Source organism: Streptomyces sp. BBFR25, assembly GCF_044590125.1.
GTDB classification, from domain to species: Bacteria; Actinomycetota; Actinomycetes; order Streptomycetales; family Streptomycetaceae; genus Streptomyces; species Streptomyces canus_D.
In genome coordinates, this window is sequence record NZ_CP172447.1 from 7,616,863 (window position 1) to 7,640,391 (window position 23,529).

20 protein-coding genes and 1 pseudogene are annotated in these 23,529 nt (G+C 69.9%); 12 read left to right on the forward strand and 9 right to left on the reverse strand.

Annotated elements, in window-relative coordinates:
- Positions 1–82: 82 nt before the first annotated feature.
- Both ACGH52_RS34060 and ACGH52_RS34065 read left to right on the forward strand, forming a co-directional pair.
- The gene (locus tag ACGH52_RS34060; RefSeq protein ID WP_121704474.1) at positions 83–748 is read left to right on the forward strand and encodes a TetR/AcrR family transcriptional regulator; all 666 of its coding nucleotides are present in this window, start codon (positions 83–85) and stop codon (positions 746–748) included.
- Positions 749–910: 162 nt separating this feature from the next.
- Positions 911–2,269 (forward strand): MFS transporter, encoded by a 1,359-nt coding sequence (locus tag ACGH52_RS34065; RefSeq protein ID WP_121704473.1) that lies wholly within the window; start codon positions 911–913, stop codon positions 2,267–2,269.
- 81 nt (positions 2,270–2,350) lie between these two features.
- Here ACGH52_RS34065 and ACGH52_RS34070 read toward each other — a convergent pair whose 3' ends face one another.
- From ACGH52_RS34070 to ACGH52_RS34090, 5 genes are all read right to left on the reverse strand, one after another.
- Complete coding sequence (locus ACGH52_RS34070; protein ID WP_399945017.1) at positions 2,351–3,370, reverse strand: porin PorA family protein; 1,020 nt, start codon at positions 3,368–3,370, stop codon at positions 2,351–2,353.
- Between the two features lie 24 nt (positions 3,371–3,394).
- Positions 3,395–3,871, reverse strand: coding sequence for a (2Fe-2S)-binding protein (locus ACGH52_RS34075; RefSeq protein ID WP_399945020.1), 477 nt, complete (start codon positions 3,869–3,871; stop codon positions 3,395–3,397).
- Positions 3,872–3,898: 27 nt separating this feature from the next.
- Positions 3,899–6,109 carry a molybdopterin cofactor-binding domain-containing protein gene (locus ACGH52_RS34080; protein WP_399946977.1) on the reverse strand — a complete coding sequence of 737 codons (2,211 nt, stop codon included), beginning with the start codon at positions 6,107–6,109 and terminating at the stop codon, positions 3,899–3,901.
- Positions 6,110–6,407: 298 nt separating this feature from the next.
- Positions 6,408–7,631, reverse strand: a complete 1,224-nt coding sequence (locus ACGH52_RS34085; RefSeq protein WP_121704470.1) for an oxygenase MpaB family protein — start codon at positions 7,629–7,631, stop codon at positions 6,408–6,410.
- A gap of 64 nt (positions 7,632–7,695) precedes the next feature.
- Positions 7,696–8,925, reverse strand: coding sequence for an oxygenase MpaB family protein (locus ACGH52_RS34090; RefSeq protein ID WP_121704469.1), 1,230 nt, complete (start codon positions 8,923–8,925; stop codon positions 7,696–7,698).
- Positions 8,926–9,063: 138 nt separating this feature from the next.
- On the opposite strand from ACGH52_RS34090, the gene ACGH52_RS34095 reads away from it, so the two are divergent.
- Entirely contained in the window at positions 9,064–9,750 is a 687-nt protein-coding gene (locus tag ACGH52_RS34095) for a TetR/AcrR family transcriptional regulator (RefSeq protein WP_259293957.1), read from the forward strand.
- Here ACGH52_RS34095 and ACGH52_RS34100 read toward each other — a convergent pair.
- Entirely contained in the window at positions 9,741–11,906 is a 2,166-nt protein-coding gene (locus ACGH52_RS34100) for a 3-hydroxyacyl-CoA dehydrogenase NAD-binding domain-containing protein (protein WP_399945025.1), read from the reverse strand. The two genes, ACGH52_RS34095 and ACGH52_RS34100, sit on opposite strands and share 10 nt — an antisense overlap.
- A 62-nt stretch (positions 11,907–11,968) precedes the next feature.
- Positions 11,969–13,177: an acetyl-CoA C-acetyltransferase gene (locus ACGH52_RS34105; RefSeq protein ID WP_121704467.1), complete on the reverse strand. Its 1,209-nt coding sequence runs from the start codon at positions 13,175–13,177 to the stop codon at positions 11,969–11,971.
- Between the two features lie 287 nt (positions 13,178–13,464).
- On the opposite strand from ACGH52_RS34105, the gene ACGH52_RS34110 reads away from it, so the two are divergent.
- Genes ACGH52_RS34110 through ACGH52_RS34125 form a run of 4 tightly spaced genes read left to right on the forward strand, consistent with a single transcriptional unit; the run spans position 13,465 to position 18,121 of the window.
- On the forward strand, positions 13,465–15,285 hold the full coding sequence (locus ACGH52_RS34110) for an AMP-dependent synthetase/ligase (RefSeq protein WP_399945028.1): 1,821 nt from the start codon (positions 13,465–13,467) through the stop codon (positions 15,283–15,285).
- 35 nt (positions 15,286–15,320) lie between these two features.
- Positions 15,321–15,941, forward strand: coding sequence for a TetR/AcrR family transcriptional regulator (locus ACGH52_RS34115; RefSeq protein WP_240999898.1), 621 nt, complete (start codon positions 15,321–15,323; stop codon positions 15,939–15,941).
- 36 nt (positions 15,942–15,977) lie between these two features.
- Positions 15,978–17,120, forward strand: a complete 1,143-nt coding sequence (locus ACGH52_RS34120; protein ID WP_399945032.1) for an acyl-CoA dehydrogenase family protein — start codon at positions 15,978–15,980, stop codon at positions 17,118–17,120.
- A gap of 8 nt (positions 17,121–17,128) precedes the next feature.
- Complete coding sequence (locus ACGH52_RS34125) at positions 17,129–18,121, forward strand: NAD(P)H-dependent flavin oxidoreductase (RefSeq protein ID WP_399945035.1); 993 nt, start codon at positions 17,129–17,131, stop codon at positions 18,119–18,121.
- Between the two features lie 60 nt (positions 18,122–18,181).
- On the opposite strand, the pseudogene ACGH52_RS34130 reads toward ACGH52_RS34125, so the two are convergent.
- Positions 18,182–18,558, reverse strand: a pseudogene (locus ACGH52_RS34130) (hypothetical protein); the annotation flags it as partial.
- A gap of 131 nt (positions 18,559–18,689) precedes the next feature.
- On the opposite strand from ACGH52_RS34130, the gene ACGH52_RS34135 reads away from it, so the two are divergent.
- The 5 genes from ACGH52_RS34135 (at position 18,690) to ACGH52_RS34155 (ending at position 21,480) form a co-directional block, all read left to right on the forward strand.
- Positions 18,690–18,905 carry a hypothetical protein gene (locus ACGH52_RS34135; RefSeq protein ID WP_399945038.1) on the forward strand — a complete coding sequence of 72 codons (216 nt, stop codon included), beginning with the start codon at positions 18,690–18,692 and terminating at the stop codon, positions 18,903–18,905.
- A gap of 17 nt (positions 18,906–18,922) precedes the next feature.
- Positions 18,923–19,300 carry a hypothetical protein gene (locus tag ACGH52_RS34140; RefSeq protein ID WP_399945041.1) on the forward strand — a complete coding sequence of 126 codons (378 nt, stop codon included), beginning with the start codon at positions 18,923–18,925 and terminating at the stop codon, positions 19,298–19,300.
- 636 nt (positions 19,301–19,936) lie between these two features.
- Entirely contained in the window at positions 19,937–20,356 is a 420-nt protein-coding gene (gene panD / locus ACGH52_RS34145) for an aspartate 1-decarboxylase (protein ID WP_076977543.1), read from the forward strand.
- A gap of 42 nt (positions 20,357–20,398) precedes the next feature.
- The gene (locus ACGH52_RS34150; protein ID WP_193777335.1) at positions 20,399–20,743 is read left to right on the forward strand and encodes a GNAT family N-acetyltransferase; all 345 of its coding nucleotides are present in this window, start codon (positions 20,399–20,401) and stop codon (positions 20,741–20,743) included.
- A 47-nt stretch (positions 20,744–20,790) separates the two neighbouring features.
- Positions 20,791–21,480 (forward strand): aspartate/glutamate racemase family protein, encoded by a 690-nt coding sequence (locus ACGH52_RS34155; RefSeq protein ID WP_399945045.1) that lies wholly within the window; start codon positions 20,791–20,793, stop codon positions 21,478–21,480.
- 403 nt (positions 21,481–21,883) lie between these two features.
- On the opposite strand, the gene gndA is transcribed toward ACGH52_RS34155, so the two are convergent.
- The gene (gene gndA, locus ACGH52_RS34160; protein ID WP_399945048.1) at positions 21,884–23,323 is read right to left on the reverse strand and encodes an NADP-dependent phosphogluconate dehydrogenase; all 1,440 of its coding nucleotides are present in this window, start codon (positions 23,321–23,323) and stop codon (positions 21,884–21,886) included.
- Positions 23,324–23,529: the final 206 nt, after the last annotated feature.

The following is a 23,529-nucleotide window of genomic DNA, read 5'->3' on the forward strand; positions in this document are numbered from 1 at the left end:
GCGGCGGGAGGGAAGCGCAAGGCTTCTACAATCACCGACACGCCCTGCCCGCGCCCCGCCCAGGCCCAGCCGAAGGAACCCGATGACCAGCGTCGACGAACCGGCCCGAGCCGGCACCCGCACCCGCGACGCCGCCCGCACCCGGGCCGAGATCCTCGACGTGGCGACGCGGGAGTTCGCCCGGGCAGGCTACGACGGGGCCCGCGTGGACGAGATCGCCGCCCGCACCCGCACCACGAAGCGGATGATCTACTACTACTTCGAAGGCAAGGAGCAGTTGTTCACCGCCGTGCTGGAGCGGGCGTACGGCGTGATCCGAGAGGCCGAGCAGCAGCTCGACGTCGACCACCTGGACCCGGTGGCCGCCATTCGGCGCCTCGCCGAGCTGACCTTCGACCACCACGAGCGGCACCCCGACTTCATCCGCCTGGTCAGCATCGAGAACATCCACGACGCCGCGCACATCGCGTCCTCGGAGATGCTCGCCAGCATCGGTTCCCCGGCGCTCGACGTGATCCGCCGGATCCTTGAGGAAGGGCGGCGCTCCGGCCTGTTCACGGCCGACGTCGACGCCGTCGACCTGCACGCGATGATCAGCTCCTTCTGCTTCTTCCGGGTCTCCAACCGGCACACCTTCGGTGCCCTGTTCGGCCGCGACCTGGTCGCCCCGGACCAGCGCGAGCACTACCGGGCGATGCTGGGGGACATGGTGATCGCCTACCTGACCGCGGAGCGCGTGACGGACTGAGGGCGGGTGCTCGCCCAGGACACCACCCCTTGACAGGCGGGACACGTCGGCGCAACATCCCTTCCCAACCGCGACTAACTACCCAGTGGGTTAATTAATCGTCCGGCATCCCTCCCCTCCGCTCACCCCGTCCCCCGGTGGAGTTCCCCGAAGGAGTACGCCGTGTCCGTCCCCGCCCCCGCCTCCCAGGGCGCCGCCCCGCCCGGCCAGCCGAAGAAGGCCGCCACCGCCGCCTGGATCGGCAGCGCGCTGGAGTACTACGACTTCTTCATCTACGGCAGCGCGGCCGCGCTGATCTTCCCCGAGGTCTTCTTCGACGAGTCCGACCCGGCCACCGCGACGCTGCTGTCGCTGGCCACGTTCGGCGTCGCCTATGCCGCGCGTCCGGTCGGTGCGCTCTTCCTCGGGCACATCGGCGACCGCATGGGCCGCAAGAAGATCATGGTCTTCACCCTGATCCTCATGGGCGTGTCCACGTTCCTCATCGGATGTCTGCCCACGCGCGACCAGGTCGGCGTCCTCGCCCCGGTCCTGCTGGTGCTCTGCCGTGTCCTCCAGGGCATATCGGCGGCGGGGGAGCAGGCCAGCGCCAACTCCATGACCCTGGAGCACGCGCCGCCCCACAAACGTGGCTTCTTCACCAGCTTCACCCTCAGCGGCACCCAGGGCGGCCAGTTGCTCGCCACCCTGGTCTTCCTCCCCGTCGCGGCACTCCCCGAGGACCAGTTGCTGGCCTGGGGCTGGCGCGTGCCGTTCTGGCTGAGCGTGGTGGTCGCCGTCGTCGGTTACGTCATCCGCCGCAAGCTCGACGAGACCCCGGCCTTCGCCCAGCAGGCCGCGGCGGAGGGCGTGGCGAAGATGCCGCTGGCCGTGCTGGCGCGCGACCACTGGGCGGACGTCCTGCGGGTGGTCGCGGGCGCGCTCATCGCCTCGGTCAGCACCATCTTCACGGTGTGGGCACTGGCTTACGCCACCAGCGACTCGGTCGGCATGTCCCGCACCGCGATGCTGTGGGTCGGCGCCCTCGCCAACGTCGCCGCACTCGCCGCGATCCCGTTGTGGGCGATGCTGTCCGACCGGATCGGCCGGCGTCCGGTGTTCCTGATCGGCGCGGTCGGCAGCGCGGTGACGATGTTCCTGTACCTGTGGGCGATCTCGACCGGCTCCTACGCGCTGACGTTCCTGCTGGGCATCGTCGCTTTCGGCATCGTCTACAGCGCGGCCAACGGCGTGTGGCCGGCCTTCTACGGCGAGATGTTCTCCACCCGGGTCCGGCTGTCGGGCGTGGCGATCGGTACGCAGATCGGGTTCGCGGTGGCCGGCTTCGCGGTCACCTTCGCCGCGCGGATCGCCGGCCCGGACGGCGACGACTGGATCGCGGTGGCACTGTTCACGGCGGCGCTGTGCGTCCCGCCGGTGATCGCCGCGCTCTCGGCCCGCGAGACCCACAAGGTCCCGACGGAGGAGCTCGGCGAGCAGGCCCGCCGGGAGGCGGCACAGCCGGAGACCGTTACGGCATGACCTCGTCCCCGGCCGGACGTGCCCCGCCCCTGATCGTGGTGCTCGCACGGGCGGGGTCGGGCGGAACGGGTGCCGCGGGCCTCATCCCTGGACTCGGGAGCGGTGTCGGCGCCTGCGCGCGAGCAGGAACGCGGCCAGGAGGAGCAGGGCGGCGACGGCGACCATCGCGAGCGGTGCGAGGACGGTCAGGGCGGTCAGGATCCGACCGGCTGAGGTCGCCTTGTCGCCCAGGTCTCGCACGCTCTCGGGAGTGACCTCGAGGGTCAGGACCGACACCGGAAGCAGAGGCATGGCCGCTCCGTCGACAGCGGCGGTCGCCACCGTTCTCCGGCTCACCGTCTGGTCCACGGCGATGCCGGTCTCCTGGTCGACGTAGGCGACCAGCGTCGACTGGCCCAGGTAAGTGAGCGGAACGGGGTCCGGCAGCCCGGTCAGCACCGTGGGTGTGAGCCGGGCCCGTGTCCTGGAGTCGAGAGCGGGCACCAGGCTCGCGACGAGCTTCTTCGGCAGAGCGGTCGGCAGCGGCTTGAGCACCGCCGGGTCCTTGACGGGCGCTGAGACCTTGATCTCGTAGACGTTGACAGCATGGCCCTCCCGCCGGGCGGTTCCGGTGTAGCGAACCGGCACGATGGAACGGGTCGTCGCGTCGTAGTACGTGTAGGAGTCGTCCTGTTCGGCATCCGGCGGAAAGGCCGAACTCAGTGCGCCCCGTGAGTTCTCCGCCGATGTCGAGGCCGGTGGCGGCGCACCCTTCCTGCTTGTTCGGTCGATGGCGTACGTCTTCGAGCTGGGTAGGGACTGCTCACCGGCGTGGACCGTCATCGTGTCCTCGATCACGGCCGTGTCACCATGCGTGGAGGTGACCCGCACCCGCCGGTCGGCGGTGACGGGGATGCCGGACCGGAGCGCATGCGCGGTGTCTCCGGACCTCAGGGTCTTGACATCCAGCATGGTGGTCTCGCCCGCGTAGTGCACCGTCTGGTCGGTGTCGGCGGGCAGTTTCGTCGCGTTCGGGGCCACTACGAGACGGACGATCGCCGCGGCGGCGACCAGGAGCACGGCCATGGTGATGAGTACGATCGACGGACGATATGCGGACACGGCGTCCTCCCTCCACTTGTCTGGTCACATGTTCTCGGCGCCGGCTCTGATCGCTTCGCGGATGCGGGGGTAGGTGCCGCACCGGCAGATGTTGCGGATACCGTCCAGGTCGGCCTCGGTGATGGTGCGGCCTTCTTCCCTGAGACGGCGGACCAGGGCCACGGCGGCCATGATCTGGCCGGGCTGGCAGTAGCCGCACTGGGCCACGTCCTGGTCGAGCCATGCCTCCTGCATCGGGTGCAGGTCCGCTCCCACGGTGGCCGGCAGCCCTTCGATGGTGGTGACCTCGTCGGACGGCCTCAGGTCCCGCACCGGGATGGCGCAGGGGTTCGCCGCCCTGCCGTTGAGGTGGCTCGTGCAGGCCTTGCAGACGTTGATGCCGCAGCCGTATTTCGGTCCGGTGACGCCGAGGAGGTCGCGAAGGACCCACAGCAGCCGCTCGTCGTCCGGGGCATCGACGGTCACCTGCTCACCGTTGAGGCGGAATGTGTGCGTGGGCATGAGAACTCCCAGATGTCTCGCAGGGCTTCAGCGGACGTGGTCCAGGCCATCGGTGGGGGACGCGGGGATGGGCGGGACGGTCGGTTTCGGTTCGAAGGAGAGGGTGCCGTGGTTGATCGGGAAGACCGTGGGCATCGTGCCGGTGGCACGGCCGTACGCGCACGCGACCGCGGCCATCGACGCGGCGACGCCGAGTTCACCCGCGCCGCCGGGCTTGCCGGTGCTGGGCGGCAGGACGATGACCCGCAGTTCGGGCGGTGTGTTCCACTGCCGGGTGTAGAAGTAGTTGTCCCAGCTGGCTTCGAGGAAGTGCCCGTCGCGCAGGTGCAGGCTGGAGGTCAGGGTCAGGGCGATGCCGTCCATCAGGCAGCCCATCATCTGAGCTTCCAGGCCACGCGGATTGACGGCGAGGCCGACGTCCACGGCGATGACGGCCTTGGTCACGCGCGGGCCGGCGACACCGTCCCGGACGGGGCGGTCGACGGTCTCCGGTCGGCAGTCGAGTTCCACCAGGACGGCGCTGGCGGAGTGGTATTCGGAGTGGAAGGCGATGCCCTGCGCCGTACCGGCCGGCATGCTCCGGCCCCAGTTCCCGGCTTCGGCGGCCTTGTCCAGCACGGCTCGGCCGCGGTCGTCCCGAAGGAAGTCGTGCCGGAACCGGTAGGGGTCCTTGCCCATCTTCCCGGCGAGCCGATCGACCAGTAGTTCCCGGGCGCACGTGACGTCGGGGGAGTACACGTTGCGCATGCTGCCGGTGTTGAAGCCCTTGTCGGTTTCGCTCAGGAGCCGGCTGTTGGCACCGAAGTCGTAGGGCATCGACTGGGAGAGCTGGAAGAAGGTCTCCGAGAACCCGATGTCACCCACCGGCAGTCTCGCGGCCAAGGCGGTGAAGATCTCCCCGAGACCGTGGCTGAGGTCGGTGGACACACTGGTGTGCCGCTGTCTGTACCCGAGGACGGTGTTGCCCAGGTAGGAGATGCGCACGCGCGACGTGGCCATGGGATGGGTGCGGCCCTGGCGGGCGTCGTCGGCGCGGTGCCACATGAGCTTCACCGGCTTGCGGATCCGCCGGGAGACTTCGACGGCCTCCAGCGCCGCGTCGAAGAAGAGCTTGCGGCCGAAGGAGCCCCCGCCCTCCGTGACATGCACGGTCACCGCCCCGAGCGGCAGGCCGAGCTTGGTGGCGATCGCCTGCTTCGCGACGATCGGAGCCTTGAGGCTCGACCAGATCTCGGCACGGTCGGGGCGCACGTCGGCTATCGCGCAGTTGGGTTCCAGCGCGCTGTTGCTGCGGAAGTGGAACGTGAAGCGTTCCTCCACGTTCGGCGTCACAGACGGCAGCCCCATGGGCAGTTCGGCGGCGCGCAACTCCGCGAGCACGGACTCGTCGGACTTTCCCTCGGCACTGCCGGGTTGCCACGAGACCCGCAGGGCGCGCACCGCGTCGATGCACCGGCCGAAGGTGGTGGCGCGCACCGCCACCCCGGTCGATATCACGACGACGTCGGTGACACCGGGCATGGCACGGACCTCGGACAGGTTGGACACCGATCCGACCTTGCCGTTGATGGTCGGCGGGCGGCACACCATGGTCGGCAGGGCGTCCGGAACCTTCAGGTCCAGCGTGAACGTCTTGCGTCCGGTGACCGCCGCGTGGGCGTCCACGCGGTTGTGCGGCTTGCCGATGACGGTGAACATGTCGCGGGGCTTGAGGCTGACCGACACCTCCTCGGTCCGCGCGCGTGCCGCCTTCGGGGACAGGTCCCCCATGTCGGCGCTCCGGCCGCCGGGGCCGGTGACGAGACCCGCCTCCCAGCTCAGTTCGGTGACGGCGGTGCCCCATTCGGTGGCCGCGGCCTGAAGCAGCCGGTTGCGGGCGACGGCGGCGGCCACCCGGATCGGGGTGTAGGTGGCGAACGTCGTGTTGGATCCGCCGGTGAGCTGGTTGAAGAGCAACTCCGGGCGTGCCTCGGCGAGGGTGATGTGCACTCGGGAGAGGGGGATGCCGAGTTCCTCGGCGATCAGCATGGCCGTCGACGTGGTGATGCCCTGCCCCACCTCGGTCCGCGGCAGGGCGAAGGACACGGTGCCGTCCGTGTTCACCTCGACCGTGATCAGGCCGGACGTCGGCAGGGCCGCCGCCGTCATCACGTCGTTGAGGTCGATCAGTTCCGTGATCTCCGGCGAGGGGATGTCCGCACGCGCCTCGGACGCGGGGACGAGTTGGGCGGCCGTCATCAAGGTGGGGGCGGCCAGGACGTATCCGAGGAAGCGGCGTCTGGCGAAGGGCTGCGCGCTCGAGTTCTGCCGGGACGAGTGATCGCTGTCCGTCACCGGCGGCCTCCCGCCCTCGCGGCCGGTGCCGGCGGCTGCGCGTGGGCCGCCCGAGCCGAGCACGAACGTGTCGTCTCGCTGTCGTGAGGTGTCGTCATGGTCTCCACTCGTTCTCGACGTCGGTGGGGTGGCGGGACGTGGGGCGTACGGATGGGGGTACGCCGGTGACGTTGTACCCCCACGTCGTGATGGCGTACGTGGCTCAGGCGGGACGGTTGGCGTCCGGGATCTCGAGGTGGATGCCCCGTCCTTCGCTGAGGAAGAGCAGGACGAACTTGCGGAGGGCCTCTTCCACCGTCCAGGCGGCCTGGGGGATCAGCGGCAGCGGGATGAGCCCTTCACGGAAGGCCACCAGGAGCGGCCAGGCGGTGCTGATCAGCGGCTTCCAGAACGGCTCCCTGTCCAGCCCGATCAGGTCACCGGTCCGGTCGCCCAGGGTGTACCGGGCGAAGCCGTTGATGAGGGGCCTGGTGAGGCCGGCGTCGAGTTCCGCGACGATGTCGAGGAGGACGTCGGTCAGCTCGGTGCCTTCGGGGGTGGACGCCAGGATGGGGTCGAGGACCTGCTTGGACTGTGCGTCGGCCGCGTCCCAGGTGGCGGGGATGTACTCGTCCCGGACGCCGAGCATGTGGGCGGTGACCTGCCACACGTGGAGGTAGCCGTCCGACTCGGTGGTGGTGATCGGGACCTTCCACTCCTTTAGCTTGCGCATGACAAATGTGGCCAGGCTGTGCCAGGTGACCATGATGTCGGCCTGGCTGATGGGTATCGTCTGCCCGCCGCTGGTGCGGGTCCAGCCCGGTGACTGGGGCAGCAGGTGCCGTACGGCGGCGTGCACCAGCCGGGTCTTCACGGCGGTCACGATCATTCCGCCCCGCGGCTGGTAGGCGTCCAGGTCCCCGACGTCGTAGCCGAGCCGGGCCGTCTTGGCGATGCGGTCCTTCATGTCCGCGCCGCCCTTGGAGTAGTAGACGGCGCGCGCCTCTCTCGGGATGGCGGTGCTCAACAGGCCGCTGCCCAGGCCGTACAGCGCCCCGGTGTAGATGCCCTTCTTCGTGGTGAACCTGGCCGCGGCCGCGAGCTTGTCCCGGTCCGCCCAGGCGGGCAGTTGGCGGGCCTTCTCCATGAAGTCGCGCAGGTCGGTGGGGAGTCCGGCCGGCAGGGGCTGGTCGTTGCGGGTCCACTTGCGGAGCGCTTCGTTGGCTTTGGCCACGTCGCCGCGCTCGATCACGGCGGCGAGGACGGGATCCGCCTCCTCGTCCCAGACCCAGTCGGGGTCGACGCCCGCTCCCTTGCCCGCCACCGAGCCGCTCGGCGCCCACGTCCACAGGGACCGGGCCTGGGCCGGTGACGCGGCCCCCAGTGCTCCGAGCGCTCCGAGCGCTCCTCCCATGATCAGCATCTTGCGCCTGCTCAGGTCGTCCATGCTGAGAACCCTTCCTTGAGTTCCGCCGAGGCCGCCGTGGCCATCCGGCGGGTGCCGGTTTCGGTCAGGCGGGACGGTTGGTCTCGGGAATGTCGATGTGGGTTCCGCGTCCCTTGGTGAGGTAGAAGAGGATGTACTTCCGGGCCGCCTCGTCGATCGTCCAGGCCAGAGGCGGTACGAGGGGCAGCGGGATCAGCTTCTCCCGGAAGGCGACCAGCTTCGGCCAGGCGGTCGCGATGGCCTTCTCCCAGAACGGCTCACGCGGGATGCCGTCCCAGTCGGCGACCTGGTCGCCGACCAGGTACCGGGCGAGGGCGTTGACGAGCGGGCGGTCGATCCCGCCGGGGCTGGTCTGCTCGGCGAGCTGGCGCAGCAGGATGTCGGTCAGCTCGACGCCCTCGCGCGTGGGGGCGAGGACGGGGTCGAGGACCTGCTTGGACTGTGCGTCGGCCGCGTCCCAGGTGGCGGGGATGTACTCGTCCCGGATGCCGAGCAGGTGGGCGGTGACCTGCCACACGTGCAGGTAGGCGGCCGAGTCCGCGGCCGGGAGGGGCACCTTCCACTCGAGCATCTTCCGCATGGCATAGGTGGGCAGACTGTGCCAGGTGACCAGCATGTCCTGCTGGCTGATGGGAATCGTCTGGCCGCCGCTGGTTTGGGTCCAGGCCGGTGACTGGGGCAGCAGGTGCCGTACGGCCGCGTGCACCAGGCGGGTCTTGACGGCCTGCACGATGACGTCCCCGTCGGGCCGGAACGCGTTGAGGTCCCCGACGGCGAAGCCCAGCAGGCTGGTCTTGGCGACCCTGTCCTCCATGTCGGCGCCGCCCTTGGAGTAGTAGACGGAGCGGGCCTCACGGGGGATGGCGGTGCTCAGCATGCCGCCGCCGACTCCGTTCAGCAGGTTGAGGTACAGGCCCCTCGACTTGTTGAACTCGGCCGCCCGCTCCAGCTTCTCCCGGTCCGCCCAGGCGGGCAGTTGGCGGGCCTTCTCCATGAAGTCGCGCAGGTCCGCGGGGAGTCCGGCCGGCAGCGCCTGGTCGTTGCGGGTCCAAGAGCGCAGCGCCGCATTGGTCTTGGCCACATCGCCGCGCTCGATCACGGCGGCGACCAACCGGTCGACCTCCTCGTCCCAGACCCACTCGGGGTCGAGACCGGCTCCCTTGCCCGCCACCGAGCCGCTCGGCGCCCACGTCCACAGGGACCGTGCGTGGGTGGGCGAGGCCAGGCTCAGCGCCCCGAAGGCTCCCAGGGCTCCGCCCGCGAACAACATCTTGCGCCTGCTGAGTCCATCCATCGCTGCGAACTCCTCCTCGAGTTCTGTGGCATCGTTGCAGGGGTTGGTACGATGAAACGCATCGTGCTTCGTTGTTTCAACAGGGGAGCACACGCGTGACGTGAACGCCAGAGGCTTCACAGAATCAGGGAGGCAGTCGTGGAACCTGTCCTGTTGGCACTCATGAGGTCGTCGTCCGGTGCTCCGTCCGTGCTGGAGAGTGTGTTCGCCGAGGCCGTCGAGGGTGCCGGGCGGGATGACGAGGTCTCGGAGCGTCTGCTCGACGCCGCCTACGAGCAGTTCTGCCGCATGGGCATCAAGCGCTCGACCATGGCGGACGTGGCGCGGCTGGCCGGCGTCTCCCGGATCACGGTCTACCGCCGGTTCGCCACCAAGGACCAACTGGTCGAGCAGGTGGTACGGCGTGAGTTCCGGCGGTACTTCGACCGCTTCATCCTGGACATCCAGGACGCCGACACCGTCGCCGACCGGGTCGTCGTGGGGTTCGTGAGTTCACTCAGGGCCATCCGCCGCAACCGTCTCATCGGCGGTCTCATGACCGCAGAGCCGGACGCCGTGGTCCCGTCCATGACCAGTGACGGAGGCCGCACCCTGGCCGTGGTGCAGCAGTTCGTGGCATCGAGACTGCTCCGGGAACAGCGCGCGGGGAACATCGCCGGTCATGTGCAGGTGGACCTGGTGGCCGAGATGATGGTGCGTATGTCCGCGTCGTTCCTCGTCATTCCCAGCCATGTGATCGATCTCGACGACGACGATCAACTGCGTGCGGTGGCCCGGCAGTTCCTCGTGCCGATGCTCGGACCACCGCACTCGCCTCACGAGTAGCCTTCGCCTCGCTCGGCCTTGGCCACGAGGGATGTCGGCGGCTCGAACCGCTCGCCGTACCGCTCGGCCAGTTCCCTGGAGCGGGCGGCGAAACCGTGGAGCCCGCCGGCGTAGCCGTTGATGTACTGCAGTACACCGCCGGTCCAGGCCGGGAAACCGATGCCCAGGATGGAGCCGACGTTGGCGTCGGGCACCGACCGCAGTACGCCTTCGTCGAGACACCGGACCGTGTCCAGTGCCTCGGCGAAAAGCATCCGTTCCTTCATGTCCTCGAACGGGATCTCACGGCCCGGCACGGCGAAGTGCTCGTACAGCCCCCGCCACAGCCGCGTACGCCGGCCGTCGGCGTACTCGTAGAACCCGGCACCCGAGGAACGTCCGCCCCGCCCGAACTCGTCGATCATGCGGTCCATGACCGGCTCCGAACCGTGCGGACGCCAGTCGCCGCCCTCGGCCAGGACCGCGGCCCTGGTCTCCTCACGGATCCTCCGGGGCAGGGTCAGCGTCAGTTCGTCCAGCAGCTGCAGCGGAGGCGCGGGGTAGCCGGCCTGCGAGCCGGCCTGCTCCACCGAGGCGGGAGGCAGCCCCTCGCCGATCATGGCCACCGCCTCGTCGATGAACTTGGATATCACGCGACTCGTGAAGAAGCCCCGGCTGTCGTTGACCACGATCGGCGTCTTGCCGATCTGCCGCGCCATGTCGACCGCCTTCGCCACGGTGTGCTCGCCGGTCTTCGCCCCGGTGATGATCTCCAGCAGGGGCATCTTGTCCACGGGGGAGAAGAAGTGCAGACCGATGAAGTCCTCGGGGCGCTTGACCGCCTCCGCCAGCCCGGTGATCGGGAGCGTGGAGGTGTTGGACCCCAGCACGGCGTCCGGTGCGACGACGTCCTCGATGTCGCGGAAGACCTGCCGCTTGAGGTCCGGATCCTCGAAGACCGCCTCGATCACCAGATCGCAGCCGCCGAGATCCGCCGGGTCGGCGGTCGGCATGATCCGTGCGAGCACCTCGTCGGCCTTGGTCCGGGAGAGCCGTCCGCGTGCCACGGCCTTGGCCAGGACCTGTCGGGAGTAGTCCTTGCCCTTCGTCGCCGCGTCGTAGGTGACGTCCTTGAGCACCACCGGCACGCCGCTGCGCGCGCAGGAGTACGCGATGCCGGCTCCCATCATGCCGGCGCCCAGTACGCCCACCCGGTGGACGGTGTGGGGCGGGTAGCCGTCGGGACGGCTTCCACCGGAGCCGATGTGCTGCATGTCGTAGAAGAACGCCTGCATCATGTTGGTCGAGACCTGACCCGTCATCAGTTCCACGAGGTAGCCGGTCTCGATCTTCTGCCCGGTCTCCAGGTCGACCTGTGTGCTCTCGACGGCCGCGGCGAGGATGTTGCGCGGCGCCGGCACGTTCGCACCCTTGAGCTGCTTGCGCAGGTGCGCCGAGAGGGTCGGCAGCATCGCCGCCACCTTCGGATGGGAAGGGGATCCGCCCGGCATACGGAAACCTGGGGCGTCCCACGGCTGAGTGGACTCAGGATGGGTCAGGACCCATTGCCTGGCCCGGGCGAGCAGCTCCTCCGGCGTCTGGGCGAGTTCGTGGACCAGCCCCTTGGCGAGCGCCTCCTGGGGCTTGTACTGCCGCCCCGTCAGCAGGATGTCGGTCAGCGCGTCCTGGAGCCCCAGGAGGCGGACGGTCCGGCTGACTCCACCGGCGCCGGGCAGCAGGCCCAGAGTCACCTCCGGCAGGCCGAAGCGGCTGCTCGGCGTGGACAGGGCGACGCGCCGGTGGCAGGCGAGCGCGATCTCGAGCCCGCCGCCGAGTGCCGTGCCGTTCATGGCCGCGGCCACCGGCCTGCCGAGGGTCTCCAGCCGGCGCAGCTGTGACTTCAGGACCGTGCACAGCTCACTGAGTTCCGCGGCGTTGTCCGGCTGTGCCCTGCTCATGAAGCCGATGTCTCCGCCGGCGAAGAAGCTCTTCTTGGCGGAGGTGAGGACGACCCCGGTGATGTGGTCCCGCTCCGCCTCGAGGCGGGTGACGGTGGCCTCCATCGAATCCACGTAGGTCCGGTTCATCGTGTTGACCGGCTGATCGGCATCGTCCATGGTCAGCAGGACGACCCCGTCAGGCCCCTGTTCCCAGTGGATCATGTTCTTCGCCAGCATCGGTACGGCGCTCCTTTCGAGGGGATGTACGTGACGGGCACGCGGGGCGCCCGGGCGGGGGGTCACAGCCGTTCGATCACGGTGGCGATGCCCATGCCGCCACCCACGCAGAGGCTGACCACGGCCCGTCGCGCGGAGCGGCGCTCGAGTTCGTCCAGGGCGGTGCCCACCAGCATGGCCCCCGTGGCGCCGAGCGGATGTCCCATGGCGATGGCGCCACCGTTGACATTGACCTTCTCCCACGGCAGACCGAGGTCCTTGACGTAGCGCAGGACCACCGAGGCGAAGGCTTCGTTGATCTCGAACAGGTCGATGTCGTCCACCGTCAGACCGGCGAGGTCCAACGCCTTGCGGGTGGCCGGCGCCGGCCCGGTGAGCATGATCGTCGGGTCGGCTCCGCTCACCGCGGTCGCCACCACGCGCGCCCGTGGCACCAGGCCGCACTCCGTTCCCGCCTGCTCCGTACCGACCAGGACGAGCGCCGAACCATCCACGATCCCCGAGGCGTTGCCCGGGGTGTGTACGTGCTCGATGCGCTCCACCCAGTGGTACTTCTGCAGAGCCACCGCGTCGAAGCCCGCCATGGTGCCGAGGTCCGCGAACGAGGGCTTCAGCTCGCCGAGCGCCGCCGTCGTCGTCTCCGGGCGCATGTGCTCGTCCTGGGCGAGCACGACGACGCCGTTGCGGTCCCTGACCGGCACCACGGACTTGGCGAAGTAGCCGCCGGACCAGGCGTGCGCGGCACGCTGCTGCGACCGGACCGCGTACGCGTCGACGTCGTCGCGCGAGAAGCCCTCGATGGTCGCGATCAGATCGGCGCCGATGCCCTGCGGCACGAAGTACGTGTCGAAGGCGGTCTCGGGATCCGCGGCCATCGGACCGCCGTCGCTGCCCATCGGCACTCGCGACATGGATTCCACGCCGCCGGCGATCACCAGGCGCTCCCAGCCGGAACGGACCTTCTGCGCGGCCGTGTTCACCGCCTCCAGCCCCGATGCGCAGAACCGGTTGAGCTGGACGCCGGCCACGTGGTCCGGCAGTCCTGCCGCCAGCGCCGCCGTCTTGGCGATGTTCATGCCCTGGTCACCGACCGGGGAGACCACGCCGAGCACGACGTCGTCCAGACGGTCCGGGTCCAGACCGGGATGGCGGCGGCGGATCTCGCCGAGCAGGCCCGTCACCAGTGAGACCGGCTTGACGTGGTGCAGCGAACCCCGTTTGCCCCGACCGCGCGGGGTGCGGATCGCGTCGTAGATGAATGCTTCGGTCACTGTCCTGGCACTTCCTCTCGTCGGCAGGCGATGTGCTGCCGATCCGGGCACTCCGGGTGCAGGTGGTGGATCCGGTGGGGACAAGTAAGAGTGTTTATTGGCTATCCGTCAATAGGGTGCGTGTGCCGTCGCACTGCCTAGTCCTGGCCGAAGGGTGAGGGGCAATCCGAGTTCGGCGGACGTGTTGAGCGCTCGCGCGTATCCCTCTATTGACTCTTCGCCAAGAGCGGTTCACTGTGGGGTCCGCTCAGCAATCCGCTCACGTCTTGCGAGGGAGGGGACCCGTCATGGCCACAGCAGAGCAGTTGCACGAGTCCGTCGAAGGGCTGACGATCACCGCACTACTGCGACGCAACGCCCGGCAGTACGCCGAGCGTCCGGCGCTGACCACCGGTATCGGCCCGGAGGCCGGGACCCTGACCTGGTCGCAGCTGCGCGCCGAGGTCGCCGCGGTCACCCGTGGCCTGGAGGCCCTGGGACTGAACCGGGGCGATCGCATGCTCATCGCCATGTCCAAGCGGGCGGAGCACTGGATCGCCGACTTGGCCGCGGTCCATGTCGGTGCCCTGCCCTGCAGCACGTACGACACGCTGAGCACCGAGCAGATCGGCGCCCTGGCCCGGCACAGCGCGGCTGCCGTCCTCGTCCTGGAGGGCAAGGAACAGATGCGGCGGTGGCGTCCGGTCCTGGACGACCTGCCGAACCTGCGCGCCGTCGTCGTGCTCGACTGGGACGCCGCTCCTGCCGACGACCCGCGTTTCGTCAGCTACACGGCCGTACGCGGCGCGGTGCCTCCCGACGACGCCGGGTTCGAGGAACTCACGGACGCCGTCACCACCGATCATCCGCTGACCCTTGCCTACACCTCGGGTACGACCGGTGACCCCAAGGGCGTGGTGCTCTCCCATCGCAACGTGATCCACGAGTGCCTGATGCAGGACCAGCTCGTCAAGGTGCCGGACCACCCGCGCTCGGTCGCGTACCTTCCCCTGGCCCACATCGCCGAGCGGGTCCTGGGCATCTACATGCCCGTCTGCAACGCGGGCCACGTCACGATCTGCCCGGAGCCCGATCAACTCCTGCCCACGCTCCTCACGGTGCGTCCGCACGGCTTCTTCGGCGTGCCCCGGGTGTGGGAGAAGCTCGCCGCCGGCCTGGAGGCGAAGCTCGCGGCACTGCCCGAGGAACAGTCCGCGGCCATGGAGCAGGCCCGGAAGACCGCCCTGGAGGCGTACCTGCTCCGCTCCGACGGCAAGGACGTCCCGGCGGAGCTCGCCGAGGTGTTGGAGCAACTCGATACCCGGGTGATGCGGCCGGTCCGGGCCGCGATCGGACTCGACGAATGCCACCGGGCCTTCAGCGGCGCGGCACCGATTCCGAGCCGCGTACTGGAGTTCCTGGCGAGTGTGTCCCTGCCGGTGTACGAGGTGTGGGGACTGAGCGAGACCACCGGCGCGGCAACGGTCAGCACTCCCGGGGCCTTCGCATTCGGCTCGGTCGGGAGGCCGGGACCGGGCATCGAGGTCAAGGCGGCCGATGACGGCGAACTCCTCGTGAGGGGACCGGTCGTGTTCGCCGGCTACCTGCAGAGCGATGGTGGCATCGAGCCTGCGACCGATGCGGAGGGCTGGCTGCCCACCGGAGACGTGGGAACGGTCGATTCACGTGGCTTCGTCACCATCACCGACCGCAAGAAGGAGATCATCATCACCGACGGCGGGAAGAACATCGCCCCCACCAAGATCGAGTCCCTGCTGCGCGCGCATCCTCTGATCGCCCATGCCGTCGTCATCGGGGACCGGCGGCGCTACGTCACCGCCCTGCTGGTACTGGACGAGGAGACGGCCCCGCTGTGGGCACGGGCGAACGGTGTCGCCGACGCGTCCGATGTGGACGCGCTGGCCCGTCACCCGAAGGTCCACGCGGCGCTCGACCAGGCCGTGGCCGAGGCGAACGCGGTGCTGTCGCGCACGGAGCAGGTGAAGAAGCACCGTGTCCTCGCAGGCCCCTGGACCGCGGAGACCGGCGAGCTGACACCCAAGCTGAGCCTTCGCCGCCGCGCCATAGACGAAGCGCACGCCGCCACGATCGAGTCGATGTACACATAGGTCCGGCACACCGCGACCACGGAAGGAACCACCACATGGGCGTTCAGCGCCAGGCCCCGCGCCGCAGGATGGAGCCGGACGCCCGGCGAGCCGAGATCCTCGGCGTCGCCCGCAGGCTGTTCGGGGCCAAGAGCTACAGCACGGTGTCCATCGCGGACATCGCCTCCGAGGCAGGAGTGGCCCGTGCCCTGGTCAGCCACTACTTCGGCGGGAAGCGGCAGCTGTACCTGGAGGTGGTCCGGCAGATGATGGTCGTACCGGCGTCCGTCTCGCAGCGGCTGCCGCCGACCACTGCGGAAGAGCGCGTCTCGATCTGCGTCGACCGGTGGCTCGAGGTCGTGGAACGCAACCGGGAGATGTGGCTGTCCGCGATCGGCCTGGAAGCGCTCGGCAACGACCCGGAGATCGACCAGATCATGCTCGAAGCCGACGAGATCGCGACCGACCGGGTCCTCGAGGCCGCCATGATGGCCGACGTCACCGAGGGCCGGGAGAAGCTCCGGGCGATGATCCGCGCCCACAGCAGCATGCTCAAAGCCGCCTCCCGCGAATGGCTGGTGCGCGGCACCCTCAGCCGCAGCGACCTGCACGTGATGCTCACCCGCACCGTTCTCCACCTGGTCGACACGGTCTATCCCGCCCTGCGCGACAAGTGACTCCACCTTCAGCGCCCCCGCCAAGGAGAGAGCTCCATGCCCCGAGTCCTGTCAGATGAACGCCGCGACCTGGTCAAGGCGATCGCCGACTTCTGCCGCCGCGAGTGCGGAACAAGGGAACAGCGCGACAAGCTGACCGCAAACGGTCAGGAGCAGCACAACCAGAAGCTGTACGAGAAGATGGCGCACCTGGGCTGGCTCGGCATCGCGATTCCGGAGGAGTACGGAGGGGCGGGCCGGGGAATGACGGATCTCTGCCTGTTCCTCCAGGAGACCTCGTACGGGCTGGCCCCCATCAGCGGTTTCGGCACCACCGTCATCGCGGCCTCCGCCTACGAGAAGTTCGGCACCGAGGAGCAGAAGCGCACCGTACTCGAAGGCGTGGCCGCCGGCCGGGTCGAGGCCATCTCGATGTCGGAACCCGGTGCCGGCTCCGACGTGGGCGCCCTGACCTGCCGTGCTGAACGCACCTCCGGCGGGTACCTGGTCAACGGCCAGAAGACCTGGTGCTCCAACGCCCACTTCGCCGACCACATCCTGCTCGTCGCCCGCACGGAGCAAGGGGAGTCGAAGCACCACGGAATCACTCAGTTCATGGTGCCGGCCGACGCCGACGGCCTCCAGATCAGAGGCATCGACACCATGGGCGGCAAGGACGTCAACGACCTCTACTTCACCGACTGCTTCCTGCCCGACTCCGCGGTGGTCGGCGAGCCCGGACAGGGCTGGACGCAGCTCATGGCCGGGCTGAACCTGGAACGGATGATCCTCTCCGCCCTGATGCTGGGCGTCGCACGACGGGCCTTCGACGACACCCTCGCCTATGTCCGCCAGCGCGAACAATTCGGCCGTCCCATCGGCTCCTTCCAGGCGCTCAAGCACCGGATCGCCGACATGGCCACCGAACTCGAATGCGCCCAGTTGCTCCTCGACGACGTCGCCCGCGCGATCGACGCCGAACCCGGCCGGGTGTTCGCGCGAGAAGCGTCCATGGCGAAGCTCAAGTGCACCGAGCTCGCCAAACACGTGACCCTGGAAGGCATGCAGATGATGGGCGGCTACGGATACGCCACGGAGTACGGCATGGAAGCCCTGCTCCGTTCGACCGTCGTGTCCACGGTGTACGGCGGCACGAGCGAGATCCAGCGGGACATCATCGGCAAGACCTACGGACTGTAGGAGCCGCGATGCTGACCACACGCTTCTGCGAGACGTTCGGCGTGGAACACCCGATCGTCCAGGGCGGCATGCAGTGGGTGGGCCGGGCGCAACTGGTCGCCGCGGTCGCCGAGGCGGGCGCGCTCGGCTTCCTGACGGCTCTGACCCAACCGACACCGGAGGCGCTCGTCGAGGAGATCGCACGCTGCCGGGAGATGACCGACAAGCCGTTCGGCGTCAACCTGACCATCCTGCCGTCGATCAACCCGCCCCCGTACGACGAATACCGCCGTGCGATCATCGAATCCGGCGTGAAGGTCGTCGAAACCGCCGGCTTCAACCCCGCGGAGCACCTTGCGGAGTTCCGCGCCCACGGTGTCAAGGTGCTGCACAAGTGCACCAGCGTCCGGCACGCGGTGAAGGCCGAGAGGATCGGCGTCGACGGCGTGAGCATCGACGGCTTCGAATGCGCCGGCCACCCCGGGGAGGACGACGTCCCGGGCCTCGTCCTCATTCCCGCGACCACGCAACGGGTGTCCATTCCGGTGATAGCCTCCGGCGGATTCACGGACGGCCGCGGTCTGGTGGCCGCTCTCGCCCTGGGCGCCGAGGGCATCAACATGGGCACCCGCTTCCTGTGCACCGCGGAATCCCCCGTACACCGGCGGGTCAAGGAACAGATCGTCGCCAACAGCGAACTCGACACCGAGCTGATCTTCCGCCCCCTGCGCAACACCGCCCGGGTGGCGAGCAATTCGGTCAGCAGGAAAGTCGTCGAGATACTCCGGGACGGCGGTGAGTTCCCGGACGTACGGGAACTGGTCGCCGGGGCCAGGGGGCGCAAGGTGTTCGAGGACGGGGACCTGGACGCCGGCGTCTGGAGCGCCGGCATGGCCCAGGGCCTCATCGGCGACATCCCGACCGTCCGGGACGTCGTGCGGCGGATCGTGGCGGAGGCCGAGGCGCTCATCTCCGGACGGCTGGCCGCCACTCGCCGGGCGTCACCGACCGGAACCGACTAGGCGAGCGGCACGGGGCGGAACCGGACGTGATGCCGGTTCCGCCCCGCGCCCCGTGTGGCGTCAGCCGACGGCGAGGCGCGTTTTCCAGTAGCTCGCGGCGCCGATGATCTGCGTGCCGGAGCCGGCGAGCACGGTCCGGCCGCCCGCGTAGAACCTCACGGACCCGTCGGAGCGCACGGTCCAGATGTCGGGGATCGCGTCCCCGTTGACGTCCGGCGTGCCGATCAGATGCGGGATGCTGGCGCTGCCCCAGCCGGAGGCGCCGTACTCGGTGTCCACGCCCCCGCCGAGTTGGCTGCGGCGGCCAGCGAGGTGAGGTTCACACCTCCGCCGGAGGCCACGATGCCCTTGCGGAGCGGCAGCCTGCCGGTGACATCGGTGCGGTAGACGAGGTCGGTGACGCCGTCACCCGAGACATCCTGGACGGTGACGATGGGCTTGCGGGCCATTGCGACGTTTGATGCCGCCACCAGAGGCGGGGTCGGGAACGGGCTTGCCTCGCGGGTCCGCCCTCTCGGGGCCGCTGAAGGATCTCGTCGCGCAGGAGCGGCGGGGAGCCATGTTCACCATGGCGAACTCGCGTGCCGACGAGAGGGCCGAGGAACGGGAGTACCAACCACTCTTCACGGCGTGGACGGCCATGCGCCAGGAACTGCTGCGCGAGCCCGCACTGGCCCACGTGCTCTTCATGCGGAGGCCCCTGGGCAGACCGTTCGTCCACTCGACGATCCTCGGTTCTGCGCCGACAGTGTGCGGTTTCTCGTTGCCGCGCTGGACGCCGTGAATCCGGCCTTCGCATGGATGGGGGTCGACGGGCCGGCCACCGACGACACCAATCTTGACTGCGTGCTCAACCGCCGGGTGCGGGACTCGGTGCGCCAGGCCAGGACATTCCTCCGGGGCTACTCCTGGACCACGGTGTGTCCCGAGGAGCTGTCCGTGCGGCTGGGCGGCCCCGAGGCCCTGGCCGCGACCGGGGCCTTCCAGCGGGTCGTTCCGCTCTCGGCGGGCGGTGTGGTCCTCCAGGCGACCGAGACCGCGGCGGCGTACACCGACGAGGCCGTGCGCGGTGTCTTCGAGGCCCTGCACCCCGTCCTGCCGCCCGGCGTCCCGCAGTTCGACCCGGCCCACCCGGAGCTGCGCTACTTCCCCGCGGACGCGTCCCGCTTCGGCGGGTGACGGGCCGGTGCGGGCCTGTTCCCGGTGGTGGGCGAGCGCGGCTCGGTCAGCCGCGGTGGCGCCATCCGCGCTCAGCGTGAACTCGACCGGCTCGCCGCCTTCATTCCACTTCTCGGCCGCGTAGTTCGACGAGGTGATGGTCGGGGCAATCGTCGGCCTGCTGTTGGTACGACGGCCGGTCCGCGTCGGTCGCACAGTGCCTGTACCCGTTGAACAGGTGAGTCGGTGGGGTGAGAGTCCCATCAACCGCGTGAGCCGGGATCGCGACGCCGGCCGGCGTCAGGCCAAGGGCGGCCCCTGAAGAGGCGAGAACCGTGCGTGGTCTGTGCGTTACAGGTCAGCGCCTGGGAATTGATCGGCTGGGGTATGACCGCCGAGCTGGCCGAGTGACGGTCATCACGGATCTCCTTGAGGGGGCGCTGCGTAGGCTTGAACCGTCACCACGGTGGGTCGGGGAGGGCGCGCGAAAGCTTCCGCCGGCCGCCTGCCGACGCGTCAGGCACGTCAGCAAGTGGCCGGCGTGAGTCCTGAAAAACCTGGGGACAGCTGCCCGAACACGCGACTCGTTGTAAGGTTTCGAAACAGCACTTGACCTGCAAAAACGCAGGCAGGGAGCCTATCAGTGGGAGTGCCCCGATGTTCCGTACCATGTTCAAGTCCAAGATCCACCGCGCCACCGTCACCCAGGCCGACCTGCACTACGTCGGTTCGGTGACCATCGACGCCGAGTTGCTGGACGCCGCCGATCTGCTGCCCGGTGAGCTGGTGCACATCGTGGACATCACCAACGGGGCCCGGCTCGAGACGTACGTCATCGAGGGGGAGCGGGGGTCCGGGGTGATCGGGATCAACGGGGCCGCGGCTCACCTCGTGCACCCCGGTGACCTGGTCATCCTCATCAGCTACGCCCAGGTCACCGACGCCGAGGCGCGGTCGCTGCGGCCCCGGGTCGTGCACGTGGACGGCGACAACCGTATCGTCGCCCTGGGCGCCGACGCGTCCGAGCCGGTGCCGGGCTCGGACCAGGAGCGCAGCCCTCAGGCCGTGTCGGCCTGACCGTACCGACCTGCCGTTTCCGCGGGGACGAGGAGCGTGGCCGTGAGTGACATCGAGATCCGTGACGACCGGGCGGCCGGACGGCTGCAGGCGGTCGCGGCCGGAGAGGTCGTCGGGCGTATCGAGTACTTCGTCCTCGACGCTCCGGAGCGGGCCGTCGTCCCCGTCCACACGATCGTCGAACCGGCCCACGAGGGCCAGGGCATCGCCGGTTCCCTGGCGCGTGAGCTGTACGGGCTCGCGCGTCGGGAGGGTGTCACGGTCGCCCCGCTGTGCCCGTACGTCGTGAAGTGGGCCGAGCGTCACCCGGACGAGGCGCCCGCCGCCGATCCGGAGCTGCTGCGCGCCGCGAAGGAGTGGCTCGTGGCGCATCCCGAGCTGTTCTGAGCGGGACCAAGAAAACAGACAAGCAAGAGAGAGGGACGGGGACACGCGTGCTGGCGCTTCTGCACACCTCGCCCGTTCATGTGCCGGTCTTCGACGCGCTGCGTGACGCGTCGCATCCCGGTCTGGAACTGCGGCACCACGTCGACGCCGGACTGCTGGAGCGGGCGCGGCGGGACGGGCCCGAGGCCGTGGCCGAAACCGTCGCGGCCGTGCTGGCGCGGGCGGTGGCTCAAGGGGCCCGCGCCGTGCTGTGCACCTGCTCGACCATCGGCGGTGTCGCCGAGGCGGCAGCCGCCGGGGTCGGCGTGCCGGTGCTGCGCGTGGACCGGCCCATGGCCGCCGCCGCGGTGGCCGTCGGTCCGCGTGTCCTCGTCCTTGCCGCCCTCGAAAGCACGCTCGCGCCGACGGCGGCACTGATCGAGGAGGAGGCGCGGCGTGCGGACCGCCGCGTGGAGGTGCGGACCCGGCTGGTGGAGGGCGCCTGGTCGCGGTTCGAGGCCGGTGACGGCGAGGGCTACCTGCGCCGGGTCGCCGAGGCGGCCGACTCCGTGACCGGCGCCGACGTGATCGTCCTGGCCCAGGCGTCCATGGCACCGGCCAAGGAGAGGACGAGGGCCCGGGTCCCCGTGCTGGCCAGCCCGGCGCCGGGACTGGCGGCCGGGGCGTCGGCGGCCGGGGCGGCGGCTCGCCCGGGCAGGCTGGGCCACTCGGGCCGGACGGTTCGTACGGCCGGGTGAGTGGGGAAGCGGCCGTCGGGTAGGCGGGGGACAAGTCCAGAGCCGACGTCGACCGATTGGCCGGAGGACAGCGCCATGACGAACCCGTATCCGGATCCCGTCCCGCCCGGGCCCACCCCGGGACCCACCCCCGGCCCGGACCCGGAGCCACCGCATCCGCACCCGGACCCGGCCTCACCACCGACCCCGGGCCCGGGGCCGGAGCCAACCCCTCCGCCCCCGCCGCCGGGCCCCGGTCCGCAACCCACACCTCAGCCGCCGGGCCCCGGCCCGCAGCCGACGCCCCAGCCTCCGGAGCCGCCGGCTCCGCCCGGGCCCTCGCCGTCGCCGATCCCGCCGGGACCCGAGCCCGTGCCCAACCCCGAACCCGGGCCGCCGCTCACCTGAACGACGGGGAGGCAGGCTACGCGGTGACCTCCGACCGGTCCCCGCCCCACAGCGTGTGGAAGGCGCCGTCCCGGTCCGTCCTGCGGTAGGTGTGCGCCCCGAAGAAGTCCCGCTGCCCCTGGGTCAGCGCGGCGGGCAGCCGCTCGGCGCGCAGGGCGTCGTAGTAGGCGAGGGCGGCGGCGAATCCCGGCGTCGGTACGCCCTGCCGGGTCGCCGCCACCAGGACCTCGCGCCAGTCGTCCTGCGCGGCGGCGATCTCCTGGGCGAAGGTCTCGTCCGACAGCAGGCTCGGCAGGTCGGGCCGGGCGTCGTACGCGGCGCGGATCCGGTCCAGGAAGGCCGCCCGGATGATGCAGCCGCCGCGCCAGATCGCGGAGACCGCGCCCAGGTCGATGTCCCAGCCGTACTCCTCGCTGCCCGCCGCGATCTCGTGGAAGCCCTGTGTGTAGGACACGATCTTCGACGCGTACAGCGCCTGCTCGACGCGGTCGGCGAAGGCGGCCGCCTCCGACTCCCCGAGCGGCGCCGCCTTCGGGCCCGCCAGGCCGCGTGAGGCCTCGCGCAGCGCCGCGTGACCGGACAGGGAGCGGGCGAAGACGGCCTCCGCGATGCCGGACACCGGCACTCCCAGGTCCAGGGCGATCTGCACGGTCCAGCGGCCCGTGCCCTTCTGCTCCGCCTGGTCGACCACCACGTCCACGAACGGCTTGCCCGTCGCCGCGTCCACGTGCGACAGCACCTCCGCCGTGATCTCGATCAGGTACGAGTCCAGGCGTCCGGTGTTCCAGGTGCGGAAGATCTCCGCGATCTGCGCGGGGGAGTACCCGGCGACGTCCCGAAGCAGCTGGTACGCCTCGCCGATCAGCTGCATGTCGGCGTACTCGATGCCGTTGTGCACCATCTTCACGAAGTGCCCGGCACCGTCGGGACCGACGTGCGTCACACAGGGCGCCCCGTCCGCAGCCTTCGCCGAGATCTTCTCCAGCATCGGGCCCAGCGACTCGTACGACTCCTTCGAGCCGCCCGGCATGATGCTCGGCCCGTGCAGCGCGCCCTCCTCACCGCCGGAGATGCCGGTGCCCACGAAGTGGATGCCCTGCTCGCGCAGTTCGCGCTCCCGGCGCCGGGTGTCCGCGAAGTGCGCGTTGCCCCCGTCGATGATCATGTCCCCGGGTTCGAGGAGCGGGGCGAACTCCCGGATCACCGCGTCGGTCGGGTCACCGGCCTTCACCATGATCACCAGGCGCCGCGGCCGCTCAAGGGCCGCCACGAACTCCTTGGCGGTCTCGGTCGCGACGAAGTCGCCCTCACCGCCGAACTCCTCCACCAACGCGTGCGTGCGCGACGCGGTCCGGTTGTGCACCGCGACCGTGTAGCCGTTGCGGGCGAAGTTGCGGGCGAGGTTGCGGCCCATGACCGCGAGACCCGTGACGCCGATCTGCGCTGTAGTGCTCATTGCCTTGGCTCCTAGTGACCTTGGTGTCTGTGGTGCCCGTGACCGCCAGTATCGCCAATTTCGCCGCTCGGCCATGCTGACGTGCCGGTACGCCGGCCGCACTTCGTGCTTCCAGGGGTCCAGTACGGCGAGGAGGCGCCCAGTGCCTCAGCGGGCCGACACCTCATCCGGTCAACGGCCGCCCGATCCCGGCCACTCGGGGTGGC